17 protein-coding genes and 1 other RNA gene are annotated in these 15,226 nt (G+C 39.9%); 12 read left to right on the forward strand and 6 right to left on the reverse strand.

The annotated features are described in order from the left end of the window. Window positions 1-66: 66 nt before the first annotated feature. The 3 genes from AC1D7X_RS12240 to AC1D7X_RS12250 all read left to right on the forward strand — a co-directional run bounded on the left by AC1D7X_RS12240 (window position 67) and on the right by AC1D7X_RS12250 (window position 1,707). Window positions 67-870, forward strand: coding sequence for a YesL family protein (locus AC1D7X_RS12240; RefSeq protein WP_495455518.1), 804 nt, complete (start codon window positions 67-69; stop codon window positions 868-870). Between the two features lie 86 nt (window positions 871-956). Continuing rightward, window positions 957-1,147, forward strand: a non-coding RNA gene (gene ssrS, locus AC1D7X_RS12245) — 6S RNA. Between the two features lie 167 nt (window positions 1,148-1,314). Then, window positions 1,315-1,707 (forward strand): DUF1499 domain-containing protein, encoded by a 393-nt coding sequence (locus AC1D7X_RS12250; RefSeq protein ID WP_495455519.1) that lies wholly within the window; start codon window positions 1,315-1,317, stop codon window positions 1,705-1,707. A 71-nt stretch (window positions 1,708-1,778) separates the two neighbouring features. Here AC1D7X_RS12250 and tpx read toward each other — a convergent pair whose 3' ends face one another. Further along, on the reverse strand, window positions 1,779-2,297 hold the full coding sequence (gene tpx / locus AC1D7X_RS12255) for a thiol peroxidase (RefSeq protein WP_495455520.1): 519 nt from the start codon (window positions 2,295-2,297) through the stop codon (window positions 1,779-1,781). A 116-nt stretch (window positions 2,298-2,413) separates the two neighbouring features. Here tpx and AC1D7X_RS12260 point away from each other — a divergent pair, with 116 nt between their 5' ends. Together AC1D7X_RS12260 and gltC are read left to right on the forward strand one after the other, a co-directional pair. After that, window positions 2,414-3,022 (forward strand): rhomboid family intramembrane serine protease, encoded by a 609-nt coding sequence (locus AC1D7X_RS12260; protein WP_495455521.1) that lies wholly within the window; start codon window positions 2,414-2,416, stop codon window positions 3,020-3,022. Window positions 3,023-3,066: 44 nt separating this feature from the next. After that, the gene (gltC, locus tag AC1D7X_RS12265) at window positions 3,067-3,987 is read left to right on the forward strand and encodes a glutamate biosynthesis transcriptional regulator GltC (RefSeq protein WP_495455522.1); all 921 of its coding nucleotides are present in this window, start codon (window positions 3,067-3,069) and stop codon (window positions 3,985-3,987) included. Between the two features lie 28 nt (window positions 3,988-4,015). On the opposite strand, the gene AC1D7X_RS12270 is transcribed toward gltC, so the two are convergent. After that, a complete protein-coding gene (locus AC1D7X_RS12270; RefSeq protein WP_495455523.1) occupies window positions 4,016-4,696 on the reverse strand; it encodes a zinc metallopeptidase in 681 nt (226 codons plus the stop codon). A 48-nt stretch (window positions 4,697-4,744) separates the two neighbouring features. Then, on the reverse strand, window positions 4,745-5,176 hold the full coding sequence (locus AC1D7X_RS12275) for a MerR family transcriptional regulator (RefSeq protein ID WP_495455524.1): 432 nt from the start codon (window positions 5,174-5,176) through the stop codon (window positions 4,745-4,747). 273 nt (window positions 5,177-5,449) lie between these two features. Here AC1D7X_RS12275 and AC1D7X_RS12280 point away from each other — a divergent pair, with 273 nt between their 5' ends. The 3 genes from AC1D7X_RS12280 (at window position 5,450) to AC1D7X_RS12290 (ending at window position 8,745) form a co-directional block, all read left to right on the forward strand. Next, window positions 5,450-6,862 carry an ammonium transporter gene (locus AC1D7X_RS12280; protein ID WP_495455525.1) on the forward strand — a complete coding sequence of 471 codons (1,413 nt, stop codon included), beginning with the start codon at window positions 5,450-5,452 and terminating at the stop codon, window positions 6,860-6,862. A gap of 69 nt (window positions 6,863-6,931) precedes the next feature. Continuing rightward, the gene (locus AC1D7X_RS12285) at window positions 6,932-8,011 is read left to right on the forward strand and encodes a DUF294 nucleotidyltransferase-like domain-containing protein (protein ID WP_495475303.1); all 1,080 of its coding nucleotides are present in this window, start codon (window positions 6,932-6,934) and stop codon (window positions 8,009-8,011) included. Then, window positions 8,008-8,745, forward strand: a complete 738-nt coding sequence (locus tag AC1D7X_RS12290; protein WP_495455527.1) for an exonuclease domain-containing protein — start codon at window positions 8,008-8,010, stop codon at window positions 8,743-8,745. Before AC1D7X_RS12285 ends, AC1D7X_RS12290 begins: the two co-directional genes overlap by 4 nt. On the opposite strand, the gene AC1D7X_RS12295 is transcribed toward AC1D7X_RS12290, so the two are convergent. Then, on the reverse strand, window positions 8,731-9,204 hold the full coding sequence (locus tag AC1D7X_RS12295; RefSeq protein WP_495455528.1) for a M67 family metallopeptidase: 474 nt from the start codon (window positions 9,202-9,204) through the stop codon (window positions 8,731-8,733). The two genes, AC1D7X_RS12290 and AC1D7X_RS12295, sit on opposite strands and share 15 nt — an antisense overlap. A gap of 218 nt (window positions 9,205-9,422) precedes the next feature. Between AC1D7X_RS12295 and AC1D7X_RS12300 the strand changes: the two genes are divergently transcribed. Beyond that, window positions 9,423-9,980 carry a TlpA family protein disulfide reductase gene (locus AC1D7X_RS12300; protein ID WP_495455529.1) on the forward strand — a complete coding sequence of 186 codons (558 nt, stop codon included), beginning with the start codon at window positions 9,423-9,425 and terminating at the stop codon, window positions 9,978-9,980. A gap of 72 nt (window positions 9,981-10,052) precedes the next feature. Here the strand turns inward: AC1D7X_RS12300 and cimA are convergent, their stop codons facing one another. After that, complete coding sequence (gene cimA, locus AC1D7X_RS12305; RefSeq protein WP_495475304.1) at window positions 10,053-11,672, reverse strand: citramalate synthase; 1,620 nt, start codon at window positions 11,670-11,672, stop codon at window positions 10,053-10,055. A 183-nt stretch (window positions 11,673-11,855) separates the two neighbouring features. Here cimA and AC1D7X_RS12310 point away from each other — a divergent pair, with 183 nt between their 5' ends. The 3 genes from AC1D7X_RS12310 to AC1D7X_RS12320 all read left to right on the forward strand — a co-directional run bounded on the left by AC1D7X_RS12310 (window position 11,856) and on the right by AC1D7X_RS12320 (window position 15,070). Continuing rightward, a complete protein-coding gene (locus tag AC1D7X_RS12310) occupies window positions 11,856-13,148 on the forward strand; it encodes a DNA polymerase IV (RefSeq protein WP_495475305.1) in 1,293 nt (430 codons plus the stop codon). Between the two features lie 128 nt (window positions 13,149-13,276). Further along, entirely contained in the window at window positions 13,277-13,519 is a 243-nt protein-coding gene (locus AC1D7X_RS12315) for a ferredoxin (protein WP_495475306.1), read from the forward strand. 138 nt (window positions 13,520-13,657) lie between these two features. Then, a complete protein-coding gene (locus tag AC1D7X_RS12320; RefSeq protein WP_495475307.1) occupies window positions 13,658-15,070 on the forward strand; it encodes a L,D-transpeptidase in 1,413 nt (470 codons plus the stop codon). Here AC1D7X_RS12320 and AC1D7X_RS12325 read toward each other — a convergent pair. Continuing rightward, the gene (locus AC1D7X_RS12325; protein WP_495455534.1) at window positions 15,067-15,204 is read right to left on the reverse strand and encodes a hypothetical protein; all 138 of its coding nucleotides are present in this window, start codon (window positions 15,202-15,204) and stop codon (window positions 15,067-15,069) included. The genes AC1D7X_RS12320 and AC1D7X_RS12325 overlap by 4 nt on opposite strands. Window positions 15,205-15,226: the final 22 nt, after the last annotated feature.

Genomic DNA, 15,226 nt, shown 5'->3' on the forward strand with positions numbered 1-15,226 from the left:
TGGTATTGTTCATACTAAATACGGTATATTATTATGTACAAGCTTGTTTACTGAGGAGGAGAATTCTTGGAATTTAAAGGAACCATGGGAGGAATCTATAAATTAACAGAATGGATTACGAGGATTGCGTATAGTAACATTCTGTGGCTAGTCTGTTCGTCGCCATTTCTACTTGTATTATTACTTAAATTTATTATGCTTCAGCAGACGGAAGCGACGGCAAATGATCACGTATTGTTAAATTGGGTTATGGGTATCTTGGCACCGTTTACATTGTTCCCGGCCATTTCTGCTTTATTTAATGTCGTACGTAAATGGGTAATGGGTGATTCAGATGTGCCAATCTTTCGTACCTTTTTTAAGGGGTATAAAGATAATTATAAACAATCGATGATTGGTGGTATCTTTTATACATTACTAGTAGTGATTATGTGGGTAGATTATAAGGTTTATATGACCATGGATAACCTGCAGTTAATTGGTGGAGTCATGCTCCTTCTGTTATTTGTACTACTTGTATCCATGTTTAATTTCTTCTCTATGGTTGTCCATTATCACATGGGTATTTTACTTATTATTAAAAATGCTGTTCTTCTAACGATTATTCGTCCATTTCGAATGATTGCTACGGTATTGGGGACAGGGTTATTGTTATACATTTCTTCAATGTACCCAGTAGTAATCATCTTCTTCAGTATCACGATCATCGCTTTGTGGGCGTTCTTTAATTTCCATGGATCTTTCCTGAAGATGCAGGAGCAAGCAGAACGTTTGAGATTGTTGGAAGAAGAGAAACAAGAAAAGATTGCCGAAGAGAATGAAATAGAAGTATCTTCTATTGAAGAAAATATGACTGGACATAAATCATAAACAGCGAAATGAAGTTGTAATAAAATGGATTGAGAAAACGGCTTCATTTGAGTTTACTTTTATATTCATTGGGATTATAATAAAATCACATCCTGCGATGTTCGCCACGGTTAATCGTTATTTTGAACCAATGATGATGTCTAGGGAGATCAATAAGAAGCGTAGCTGAAACGCCCTGTCTATATGACATGGGGACTTCAAAAACATTTCTGCGGTCACCCACCTGCTACTGCAGGTTCAGAAGACAATTTAACCGGACGGCATAAGCGGGATTCCTTTTATTTATAATGATTTTGTTAGTAGCATTCCAATGTCGAAGATTTATCGATATTGGAATGCTATTTTTGGTTGGATTATGAGATTCTGTAGTCAACCTCTTTTGTTCTGAAGAGTTCAATGTTAAACTATTAGGTATTGATGGATATATATAAAGGGGGAACGGTCTTGTCGTTAAAGAGAGTTTTAGTGGGGATCATACGTAGTCAAGAAGGAACGGGTGACCGAGCGAAAGATCCTAAAATGAAAACGCGCTATTACAATTTATCGAAAGACAAGGCATGGGAGGAAATTTCGTCCACGCTCAAAAAAATTCCAGGGTACAAAGTTCTGCATGAAGTTCCATCTGTTGGAGAGATTATTCTAGAGAAAAAGACTTCTTTTGGACGTACTGTGGACATTACTGTATCTATTCTTTCGGTTGGTCCTGTGCGTAGTGCTGTGGATATATATTCTGCCTCTAGAGGTTCGCTTGGTGATTTGGGAGCGAATTATCGATTCATTCTACATTTATTTGGTACGTTAGATAAGAAGTTGGCTAAATACAAAGTATCGCAATAATTTGTACACGTTATATGAAGAAAAAAGCGGGAGAAAGATAGTCTCTTTCTCCCGCTTTTTTAAAACGTAAATTACAGCAATGATTTAACAGCTGCTACAGCAGCTTCATAATTTGGATGTTCAGTCATTTCAGCAAGATATTCAACATAAGTGATCTTATCGTTTTTGTCGATTACAAAGATCGAGCGCATATCAAGACGGAATTCTTTGATTAGTACACCATAAGCTTCTCCAAATGAAGCTGACTTATGGTCAGATAGTGTTACAATGCGTTCTACACCTGCTGCACCGCACCAACGATCTTGTGCGAATGGAAGGTCCATACTGATCGTAAGGATGATAACGTCGTCACCTAATTTGTCAGCTTCTTCATTGAAACGATGAGTCTGTGCATCACATACTCCTGTGTCTAGAGAAGGAACAACACTGATAAGTTTGATTTTTCCTGCATAATCTTTAAGTGAAACATCTTCAAGAAGATTCTTACTAACTGTGAAGTCAGGAGCGGAATCACCTGCTTTTAATTTAGGTCCAACCAATGTAATAGGGTTACTCTTAAAAGTTGCAATACCAGTACGTTCTTGTGCCAATGTGATTTTCCTCCTTGATATTTTGAATTAAGTAAAGACTGTCAAAGTAATTATAGTCTTTTTGGAATAGCATTACCAATGCTTATGTTGTTAGTATAGAGTAAAGGAAGGGTACTATGATATTTATCCGATATGAAAACTGGAAAAGTTATTTGAAGTATTACCCTGTAACATCGCTATTGTTGTTGGCTAACATTATTATGTTCTTCGTTTTAACTTTCAATGGCGGATCTACCAATCGAGAGACGCTGTATAAGTTTGGTGCGTTGGTATATGAAGGAGAAAGCTGGAGGTTTGTGACCTCAATGTTTCTTCACAATGGGTTTGAGCATCTGTTGTTTAATTGCTTTGCTTTATTAGTATTTGCGCCACCTCTTGAACGACTACTGGGTTGGTGGAGATATGCTGTGTTGTATATGTTGAGTGGCATTATAGCAAATGTTCTATCATCTGCTTACTTCACTCAAATAGGTGAGTTGTTTATATCTGTAGGAGCCTCAGGGGCTATTTATGGGGTGTACGGTGCTTTCTTGTACATTGCATTGTTTCAACGAAAAATTATGGATGAGGCCTCACGCAAGACATTGTATGCTATGCTTATGTTTGGAGTTGTATTTTCATTCGTTGTTGCAAGTATCAACTGGATGGCACATCTTGGCGGTCTAGTTGGAGGTTTCTTCATATATGGACTTATTATCAGATTGCTTAAATTACGACGACGATAACTAAAGATCAAGATCATACATTCTAGAATGGAGAGATCACCCGCGTGGAACTGAGACAGTTGCACTATTTCATGAAAGTTGCACAGAAAGAGCATGTAACTCAAGCAGCCGAGGAACTTCATGTAGCTCAGTCTGCTGTGAGTAGGCAGATCCATCAATTGGAACAGGAGCTAGGCGTAGATTTGTTTATGCAAAAGGGAAGAAATCTGCAATTAACTCCTGTTGGTCATTTATTCTGCAAACGTGTTGAGAGTCTGATGAAGGATTTAGATAAGGCTGTTGCTGAGGTCCATGAATTCCTGGATCCTGAGCGAGGGGAGATCCGCATTGGTTTTCCACACAGTCTAGGTATTCATCTGATCCCATCGGTGGTGTCAGAATTTAAAAAACGTTATCCTAATGTGAAATTTCGATTCAAACAAGGAATGTATCCATCACTGATAAAGGACGTTATATCTGCTGAAGTGGACCTTGCATTCATATCTCCATTTCCTGAAGGTCATGATCAGGTAGAGGGAGATGTGGTCCTAACTGAAGAGATGTACGCTATTCTACCTCTCAACCATCCACTGGCTCAAGAAGAGTCTATAACATTGGATCAATTGAAAGATGATAAATTCATTTTGTTTAGTAAGGGCTATTCTTTACGTCCCATTGTTTGGCAAGCTTGTCTTGAAGCTGGATTTACACCTCAGATAGCATTTGAGGGGGAGGAAACAGATACCATTCGTGGGCTTGTTGCAGCGGGGATGGGTGTTAGTCTTTTGCCAGGAATGGCTTTCTTTCAAAGTAATCCACTACAACCTGCACGAGTTAAAATAAGTGAACCTAGAGTCACACGTACGATTGGATTAATTCATAGATCAGATGACAAGCTCCCTTTAGTTGCTCAGGCATTTCGTAATTTCTTACTTCATTATTTCGAACTTATAACTACAAATAACAAAACCCCGTTCGGTTCTTAACCGATCGGGGTTTCTTTTGTTGTAACTATTAATCGCGACTACTAGTGAACATCATGATATATCGAATTAACTCAAGAAGAGAGATTAAAGCAGCGGCCACATAAGTTAAAGCAGCGGCATTTAATACTTTGGCAACACCACGTTCTTCATCGTTCGTAATGTAGCCTTGTTCTACCATAATGTTACGAGCGCGACTGCTGGCATTGAATTCAACAGGCAAAGTAACAACTTGGAAGGCAACAGCAGCGGAGAAGAAAATGATCCCTAGACCAATTAGATTGGTGTAAGAAAAAATAATTCCTGCAATGAGTAAGAATGGTGCTAATCCTGAAGCGAAATTCACGACAGGGAACATCCGATGTCTCAAGACTAACATGGGATAACTTTCTTTGTGTTGAATGGCATGGCCGATCTCATGGCAGGCTACTGAGACAGCTGAGATAGTGTTCTCGTAATACACCGGTTCGGATAAGCGTACGACTTTGTGGATAGGGTCATAATGATCGGTTAGTGAACCTCTTACAGGTTCGATCGGTATATCTTGTAGACCGTTTGCATCGAGCATGCGTCGAGCAGCTTCATATCCTGTAAGACCGTTATGATTCTCTACCTTTGCCCATTTATTAAATGTACCTTTAACTCGAAATTGCGCCCATAGTGAGAAAATAAACGCAATAATGATGAGAATAAACATGGAATTAGAATTCATTTACTTGACCTCCTATTAATAGTTATACCTCGAATTGTTCTGAAGGATTCACATCAATGGTCCGTGATCCAATAAGAGCTTCAATGCTTCTATGCAAGCTGCTCCCGAAGGGAGCAGCTGTGTCAGCATGCGTTTAGCTTGCACAGGCTTCATTTGTTCAATGAAAGGACTGAGTTCCTTAACCTCTTTCTCTAACTGCAGCATACACTGTTCTAGATGGGTTAGTTTGTCCGATACCTGAGCTTCCTCGGTGATCGTGTTCCATTTGTCGAGTTTTTCCTTTATTTCTTCCAAAGTATACTTCTCTTGTTTTAATTGATTAATACGCATTAAACGCGCAGAGGTTTCAAAGCTATAAAGGCGATAATTTTTCTCTGTTCGACTTTCAGGAGTAATTAATCCTAATTTAGTATAGTAGTCGATTGTTCTTTGGCTAACGCCGGCTACCTTTGCTAACTCTCCGATCCGGTACAATATCATATCCCCAATGTGAATCACCCCGTTTAATATAAAGTATGATTGAAACTCTCATCATATCCATTAAATTATGATACCTGATGGATAACCATACAGTCAAACGTTATGCTCTCTAATGTAAGTTGAATCAAGACAATACATAACATGAATTGTTAGATGATAAATATTTTAAAAAAAGTCTTGTCAAAAATAACCCGTTTTGCTTATAATGGCAATAAGAGTTTCATCCTGTGTAAGCATATATAACATATAAATACATTAGAGGGAGTGGGAATCATGAAAAAGAGAATGTTGGGGATTGCTTTTGGAATGCTTGCGCTGTTGGCTTTTCCTTTGAGTGCTTTTGCAGATGACGGTGCAACGAATGCACAATTACAAGCGGGAATTAATTCGGTCTTCGTTTTTCTAGCGGTTATGCTCGTGTTCTTCATGCAAGCTGGATTTGTACTATTAGAAGCTGGATCAGTTCGAATGAAGAATGCCGGTCACGTTGCAGGTAAAACAATATTAACTTTAGGAATTTCCGTTATTGTTTTCTGGGCCGTTGGATTCGGTCTAGGGTTTGGTAATGGTAATGGAATTATTGGTACAACAGGCTTTTTCTTAAGTGGAGAAGATATGGCTAGTTCATTCGATTCCCTCGCTTTCTCGGATGTATCTTTAACCGTTAAGTTCCTATTTCAATTATCTTTTGCAGCGATCGCATTAGCTATTGCCTCAGGTGGTATGGCGGAACGTGCTAAGCTGAGTGTTTATATTATCTTTGGTACATTGTTCATGCTTGTCATATATCCAGTCGTAGCTCACTGGGTATGGGGTGGAGGATGGCTTGGAACAATGGGTATGCAAGACTATGCCGGATCAACTGTAGTTCATTTGACAGGTGCAACAGCGGCTCTTGTAGCAACATTCTTATTGAAACCACGTCTAGGGAAATATAATAAAGAAGGTAAACCAAATGTTATTCCAGGACATAACCAGGTATATACTGTACTGGGTGTTATTATTCTCTGGATTGGTTGGTTTGGATTTAATCCAGGTAGTGGGTTATCAGGGTTAGGCGATTTCTTCGGATACGTATCCCTTAACACTAATATTGCAGCTGCTGGAGGAGCACTCGCGGCACTTGCAATCTCATGGTTGGTATTTGGTAAGGGTGATATTCCAAGTATGCTAAATGGTGTACTTGCTGCATTGGTAGCTATAACAGGTTCTTGTGCTTTCGTTGAACCTTGGGCTGCAGTTCTCATTGGTGCAGTTGCGGGTACGATAGCATTCTTAGCAGGTCAATGGTTAGAACGTGCTGGTCTAGATGATCCGATCTACGCTGTATCTGTTCATGGTATTGCAGGGATCTGGGGAGCTATTTCAACAGGATTATTCGCAACAGCAGAATTGGCTGAATCGACGGGTGTAGGTCAAGCGGGATTGTTCTATGGTGGTGGTCTTCACCAATTAGGAGTTCAAGCGTTAGGTGTTGCAGGTACCTTCGCATTTGTATTAGTGATCTCAGCTATTATTCTTGGAGTTATGAAAGCTACGATGGGAATTCGTGTTACAGAAGAAGAAGAAATGATGGGTCTAGATATTAGTGAGCATGGAACTTATGGATATCCAGAGCAAATGAAATTGCTTACAGATGCTGAAGCTTTATCCCGTCTGAATAAATCGACTCCCCCTGTGAACTAAATGGAAATCATGTCCTGATATTCTGGTTGAAATACAGATCAGAATGCTCGGAGGAGAGGGGCGTACAACATGAAATCGCTGACTTCAATGGATCCCAATTTAGATTTTACAGGGATTACAGATGCGAGCTCGTGGGACCAATTAAAGGAACAACGTATCGCATACCAGAGTCATCTTCAACAGTTGAGGACTATCATGCCGGTCTCGGAGTGGTTGTTACTTATTAATCAGATGCATGATCTAATTACAATTAGAGCATTGAACCTTTGTGAGAAAGAGATGATGGAGGGCGGACATGGTCTGCCTCCCGTTGTTTATTCTTTTATCGTATTCGGTAGTGCAGGACGCATGGAATCTACCATGTGGAGTGATCAAGATAATGGTCTTGTTCTGAGTGATGAGTCACACGACTATAAAGATCAATATTTTGAATTGTTTTCTAACCTTTTATGTGATCAATTAGCGTACTTAGGATATGACAAATGTAAGGGAAAGGTCATGTGCTCGGAACCACTTTGGAGGAAATCCTTGAAAGAATGGGAAGAGACTTTAACAAATTGGCAAAATGATCTGAGTTGGGAACCTATTCGTTATCTAATTATTGCTGCGGATATGCGTCACATTGCTGGAGATCAGAGCTTAGCTGATGGGTTGAAAGAAGTTTTCTATCGCGGGTTCAAGAACGTTCCTAACCTTCATGATGCTATATTACGGAATACGGTCAGGCACAAGGCAACATTAAACGTACTAGGACAAGTGGTGACTGAACGTTTTGGTGAGCATGCTGGTGGTTTTGATATTAAATACGGGCTGTATATCCCATTAGTAAATTTCGTGAGGTTCATGGCTTTGCAATTTGGTGTGAGAGAAACCTCCACTAAAAAAAGATTAGAAAAGTTATTATCTTTGGACTCTGACAATGTGTTGCTAGAAAGCTGTCAAATGGCTTTTGAAATATCTGTGAAACGAAGGGTGAGTACGCCATTTATAGTATCAGATGGGCTGTACATCAGCAGTAACTATTTATCAGAGAAAGAGCTTAAGAAAAAACCGCTAATGCAAGAACTTCGTGAATGCTTAGGTGTAGTTAAAAGGACACATAGAGCACTACAACGTCAGTTGCGTTACGCGGAAAGGAGAAATAAATGAAGGAGCCGGTACGGGGTAACAATGGATTATGGAGCACGTTTCGGCAGGGAGGTATACCTTCTGCTATAGCGTCTGTAATGGGAGCCCCTACCGCTCAACATATGGCATTTATTCGTTCATTAATGAGAGAACAACGTAGACCTGAGGTTCTTAGTGTTCCTTTATCTAAACTCGAAACCGTTGTATTCGATCTTGAAACGACAGGTTTCGCTCATCAACACGGGGATGAAATTTTATCTTTCGGTGCTGTTAGAATGGTGGGTGAAGAGATTATAGAAGAAGAACAGTTCTACTCATTGGTGAATTGCCGTAAGCTTGTTCCGGAATCTATTACTGAATTAACAGGAATCACACAGGAGATGACAGATGGCGCTCCAACACTAATGAATGGTCTGCATGACTTTATGTTTTTTGTCGGGGGAAGAGTGCTCATCGCTCACGGTAGCGCTCACGACAAGGCATTCTTGAATGCGGCTTTGTGGAAGACGTCAAAGGTAAACTTAGGCCATCGTGTGATTGACACGATGATGATCGCTCGCTGGCTTGAACCGCAGCGAGGAGGATATGGTCTCGATGAATTACTAATGGATCATGATATTCCCATTAAAGGAAGACATCATGCTTTAGAGGATGCATTGATGACAGCCAAGCTCTGGCAATCTTATATGGAGGATCTTTCGAAGCGCAGGGTAGACACCCTGGGAGATCTATATGCTTACTTAAGTCAGTGTTAACTGGGTGGGTGTGAGACCATAGATTTGCGTTGTTTCTGTATTAGAGTGATAGGTAGGATGAACGATACGATAGGCCTGGATGTTAATAGATGTGCCATCTTGAATAGGTGAACAGATCAAATATACATCCAATAAATGTCCATACGCATGTAGATGGGTTAAATCATCTTGAGAAGGGATGGGAAGTGAATGGGGATGGGAATGTACAATTCCTATTAACTTTTCAGATTTCAGACAGATCGGAATCCATTCTTCTGGATGGAAAGTGAATGCGTGCAGCGGGTCTGGCGCTACGTTACGGATGGGTTGAAATTGCTCAATTCGTATGCCGCCCGCTGTAGCAGTACCCAGTAAGACCCCGCAAGCTTCTCGTGGTAGCTGAAGAAGTGTGTGCGCTGTAAGCTCCCGAGCTACGGCAGCATCAATAAACATTTCATCATTTACTGGAAGTTTGGTCATTTTGATTTACCCCTCTCTCTTCTTTGGCTTCTGCGTTCTCGCAGAAGTCCTTTTTATATATAATTTAAGCTTATATTTCAACGCTAAACGTTGCTTTGCGGCTAAAGAACGGCGAAGCCGGTTAGACTTGTTTATGGATAGTATGAATCAATTGTAAGTTCTTGAAGAAAGAGGGTAGAATAATAGGTAACAACTTAACGTAAAGGAAACGATATGTCATGAAACGTAATGGTTATATTGTCATCGCTGCATTAATTCTGATAGCGATCGCTATTTTTCAGAATACAGGTTCAAGTTCGAGGATTCAAGCTGTATTTCAGATGGATCGACCTCTTCCTACGGAGACAGGCCCACAAGCGGGATTGTTAGCTCCTCCGTTCTCCTTAGAAGGATTGGATGGGGAGAAGTATCATGTAGGTGGCGAGCAAGAGAAAGCTGTTATTGTGAACTTCTGGGCTTCGTGGTGTGACCCTTGTCAGGAAGAAGCTCCTGAATTAATTAAACTGGCGGATACGTATCAAAAAGAACTTACCATACTTGGAGTAAATGTTACCAAGTATGATAATAAGAAGAATGCTGAAAAATTCGTAGATAAATATCATATCGATTTTCCAGTGATGCTGGATTTAGAATCAACGGTATTTGATCAATACAAAGGGGCAGTATTTCCTACGAATGTATTGATTGATAAGCACGGCGTTATTCAAGAGATTATTCTTGGTATCGTATCTGAGAAAGATTTAGAGAAAAAGGTGAAAAAGCTAATTCAATCATAACTGTTGCTAAAAAGCACGGTAGCCACCTGGCTACCGTGCTTTTTATGAAAACATTAGAACATTTCGTAACAGTTAATGATTAACAAGGCCATGTTGCCCGTTGTTGTCCATTTCTGTTGCATTTTGTGGACTTTGACCTAAGAGGGCATAGCGAATACTATCGACTAACGCTTCCCAACTGGCTTCAATGACATTGCCTGACACTCCAACGGTATTCCATGTACTATTCACATTTTTGGATTCGATAAGGACACGTACTTTAGCTGCTGTGGCATCTTTCTCATCTAAGACGCGAACTTTATAGTCAGAAAGGTGCATTTCTTTGAGGATTGGAAAGGATTGCACAAGAGCCTTACGTAGCGCATTATCAAGTGCATTGACGGGTCCATTTCCCTCTGCAGCGGTATAGACGCTCTGACCATCAATGTTTAATTTAACAAAAGCTTCAGATACAACAGGTTTACCTGCACTTTTCTCAACAAGCATCTTGAATGATTCGAAGCTGAATAGTTCAGATATCTGTCCATTAGCTTCACGCAGAAGTAACTCCAATGAAGCATCCGCTGCTTCGAATTGATAGCCTTGATGTTCTAGATCTTTTATCTTATCAATGACCTTACGGGATTGCTCGTTACTTGGATCGAATTCTAAGCCCATTCCCTGTGCTTTAGATAGGATGTTACTCTGACCAGCTAATTCGGATACAAGGATCCGTTGTTTGTTACCAACAAGTTCTGGTGAAATATGCTCATAGGTGCGTGAATCTCTAAGGATTGCCGAGACATGAATGCCCCCCTTGTGTGCAAATGCTGCATTGCCTACGTAAGGTTGGTTCACAGGCATGTGAACATTAGCAATTTCACTTACAAATCGAGCAGTGTTAGATAGTTGAGATAATGAAGTGGGTTCGATACAGTCGTATCCCATCTTTAGCTGAAGAGTAGGGATAATCGAACATAGATTGGCATTTCCACACCGCTCACCATACCCATTAATAGTACCTTGAACTTGACGCGCTCCTGCTTGAATAGCACTTAGTGTATTGGCTACAGCAAGTTCACAGTCATTGTGTGTATGAATACTTAATTTCGCTTGTGGAATCTGTGAGACTACTGAGGATACGATATCATGAATCTCATGTGGTAATGTTCCTCCGTTCGTGTCGCACATCGTTAACCAATTAGCGCCCGCATCTTGTGCTTTCTTGAGAACCGCAATGGCATACTCCGGGTTATTCTTGAATCCATCGAAGAAATGTTCTGAATCAAACACCACTTCAAGTCCATTGTGTTTCAGATAAGCAATGGAATCGTAGATCATAGCAAGATTCTCTTCTAATGTTGTCTGTAGTGCGGTATGAACATGGAAATCCCATGACTTACCTACGAGGGTTGCAGCTTGTGCACCGGAATCAATAATAGATTGTAAATTCCGATCTTGTGCTGCTTCTGTGTTTTTACGTCTAGTGTTTCCGAATGCTGTTATTTTTGCGTTAAGGCCTAAAGCTTGAACTCTCTTAAAAAATTCGATATCTTTGCTGTTACTTCCTGGAATACCACCTTCAATATATTCAACACCCAAATCGTCTAGTTTTTTGGCGATTTTCAGTTTATCATCAGCTGATAAACTGACTCCTTCACCTTGGGTGCCATCTCGTAAAGTTGTATCAAATATAGAAATAGATGTAGACATGGTATCCTCCTTGGAAGTCTTTCCCTAACGTGATTTTTATAGTTCAACATTATATCACTTCTATGCTGGAATGTAACAAAGAATTCAATATTTTGTCTTAGCATGATCCCTTGACCTGTAGTTTAACGGGGGTTATGCTGACATTAAGTTCATTTATATAATAGATGAAGAAAGGATTTTAGTGTGAGAAACCTTGATGAATATTATCCGGCTAAAGGCAGGGTTATACTTCATGTTGATATGAACGCATTCTACTGCTCCGTACATGAAGCGGAAGAACCCCATATGTACCGTGGGAAGCCAACCGCTGTAGCAGGAAGTGTTGAACTCCGTAAAGGAATTATCGTGACGTGTTCTTATGCTGCAAGACGTTTAGGTATTTCGACAGGAATGTTAGTGAATCAAGCCTTGAAGAAATGCCCTCATCTTATCGTTATACCCCCAGATTTCAATGCATATCGTAAATATTCGAATGCTTTTATGGAGATAGCTTATGGATACACACCTTGTATGGAAGCGACATCTATTGATGAATGTTATTTAGATATTACAGGATCCAAACAATTTGGTACACCTGAGGAGATTGCTACAATCATTCAGAAGAAAATTTATGAGGAGCTCGCTCTTCCTTGTTCTATCGGGATTGCTCCGAATAAATTGCTTGCAAAGATGGCTTCAGATATGAATAAACCTAACGGTCTTACTATACTCCGCATTCGTGACGTTCCTAAAGTGCTGTGGGATAAGCCATGTGATCAATTATTTGGTATTGGTGGTAGAACGGCAGATAAATTGCGTAAATTAAATATTCATACGATAGGACAATTAGCTAAAAGTGAAGAAAACTTACTAAAACAGGCCTTCGGTATACTTGGTGTATGGATGAAGCAGGCAGCGAATGGAATAGATCACGCTCCTGTATTGGAGATTCGTGAACAGAGCAAGTCCATCGGACATACTACAACACTTCCTTCGGATATCTATCTCAAAGAAGATGTGAATCGTGTTCTTCTCAATCTGAGTGATCAGGTTGCCCGTAGGCTTCGGCGTAAGCAGTTAGTTGCTGGAGGGGTACAGATCACCATTCGTACACCAGATATGAAGACGATTACGCGAACACATACGTTGAGTGCTCCGACAGAAAACACAGAGGATATTTATACGGAAGCATGTAAATTATATAATGAACACTGGAGCTGGGATAAGCCTGTCCGATTATTGGGTGTTACTTTGCAACAACTTACGTCAAAAGAAGAATCAGCCATTCAATTAGATCTGTTTAATTATGAACAACAACCTAAGAAAGAATCACTAACCAAAGCAATGGATCTATTACGTAATAAATTTGGCGAGAATGCTGTCCTGACGGCGGGTATGTTAGGGGATGACCCATCTGTATTACTTAGAAATCATAAAGTTAGAGGTACTTCATTACAAATGGATTTCAGGGATAAAGAGGATGGAAATTCAGTATAATTGTTTGAACATTTAGCAAATATGTCGAAAATGATTTGAAAATTCATTTTTTTTGGTTTAATATTATGGCTAAATGATATTAAACTCACAGTCAGTAATGAATGGGTACACAGGAGGAAGAGGAAATTATGGCTAAATATACATGGGTAGAGAAGGATACATGCATTGCATGTGGAGCGTGTGGTGCAACAGCGCCAGATATTTACGATTATGATGATGAAGGTATTGCTGAAGTCATCTACAAGGATGATGCTAATCATGGTGTGACAGAAATTCCAGAAGAGTTATTTGATGATCTCGATGATGCATGTGATGGATGTCCAACAGATTCCATTAAAATTGCAGACGTTCCTTTTAATAAAGAGGGTTAAATCGTTAGTTTTGAATGAATGAAATCCATAAAATGGTTAGATAGGTATTTTCCACATGGACAATCTGTGAGGGAGGTGCCTATTTTTTTTTGTCTAATGTGCCGATATAATAATTAAAACAAGTTTTTGGAGGTCCAGATGAAGGATTCGTTATACCTCAAAAAATATGTACAGATGCATCCTGAGAATAAAATGGGATGGTATTTATTGGGTAAGGAATATGAAAAAAATGGTGAAGAGGGAAAAGCAAATTATTGCTTTAACCAATCTAGTGAAGTATATGAGGCTTTCGAACATAGTAAGGTTCCAGATGATTTGTGGGAAGAATATCAGTATAGATTATTACAGCTTACACGTGATAAAGAACGACGTTCGAATAAAGCTCGTATCTTGTTACTAGCTCTTATGATGATGCTGTTAATCTTTATACCTACAACAATAGATGCGCCAGGCCATCAACCTATCGTTACTGTGGATCAAGATGTAATAGGTGAAGTAGAGGAACAATCAGAGATAAAGGTCGATAAGAAAGCAACGCTGAATTCTGATGTTGTTGCGACTCCATTATTTACTGCGCGAGCTGTAGGTTCCTTACAAGAAAGGGAACGTATTTTATCTCATATGTTGTCTCGTCCTGCAACAATACCTGTCAACCTTGTTGTTCTAGGTATGGAAAAACAAAATCAGTGGCTCTTATGGAAAAGTAGTATGCCTATTGCGTATACATTAAACAGAAATGAAGATAAAACAGTGACGTATCAATCCTATGATCCGGCTGAATGCGAATGTGAACCATCTGAGGATTCGAAGGTCAAAGCTGCTGGACGTCTGTGGATAAAAAAACAGGAGGATCTTCTAGTCCTCTCGAAGGCTATCCGATCTTTCGCACTACAAGAAGGGCGACCTCCTATAAGTCTGAGTGAATTGGTACAACCTTTCCCTCGGAATTGGCTATCTGGATCTACAGAAGTTATGAGGAGTCACTTTGGTGAACTTAATGCAGCGTATGCTAGTGAATTATCGAAAGCACAGCCTTCGTCACCTTCGGGGACTACGAAGGGAAATGAAATTACACCATTGGCGAGCGCGATAGGGAATGATGTCTATTTCAAAGAACCACTAGAAGTCATTGTTGATGTACAAAACCATCGATTGGCTGTCGTTAGTGGTAACATCATGTTACGTAATTATAAAGTGGGATTAGGTGGATCCAAAACGCCAATAGCTGAATTCGTTATTACAGATAAAGTGGTAAATCCGAATGGTAAATCTAATGGTGAATTTGGTAGCCGTGGCATGCAGTTATCTGATAGTAGGTATGCTATTCACGGAACGAATGAACCTGATAGTATTGGACGGGATGAATCCAATGGGTGTGTCCGTATGTCGAAAGAAGATGTAGAGGAGTTATTTGATCTTATTCCTATGGGGACAAAAGTGAAGATAGTGAAGGGGGCCTTGCCTGATGGCTTGCTGGTTCCAACAGAACGTTATCAAGCACAGCATAGGCATGATCAGACGAACCCCCGCAAAACATACCGCTGGCTTTAACCGTTTACAATAAGTAAAACGATCATGACTATGATGATCAAAGCTAGGCTAAGACCAACCCATAAAACCGCCTTTTTATTCACTTCCTGTTTACTGTTGTGATGGAGTGTCGGTGGTTTGCGTTTGGTTGTCATAATGATCAACCCTCTTTCTATC

It is taken from the genome of Paenibacillus sp. Y568, assembly GCF_059445545.1.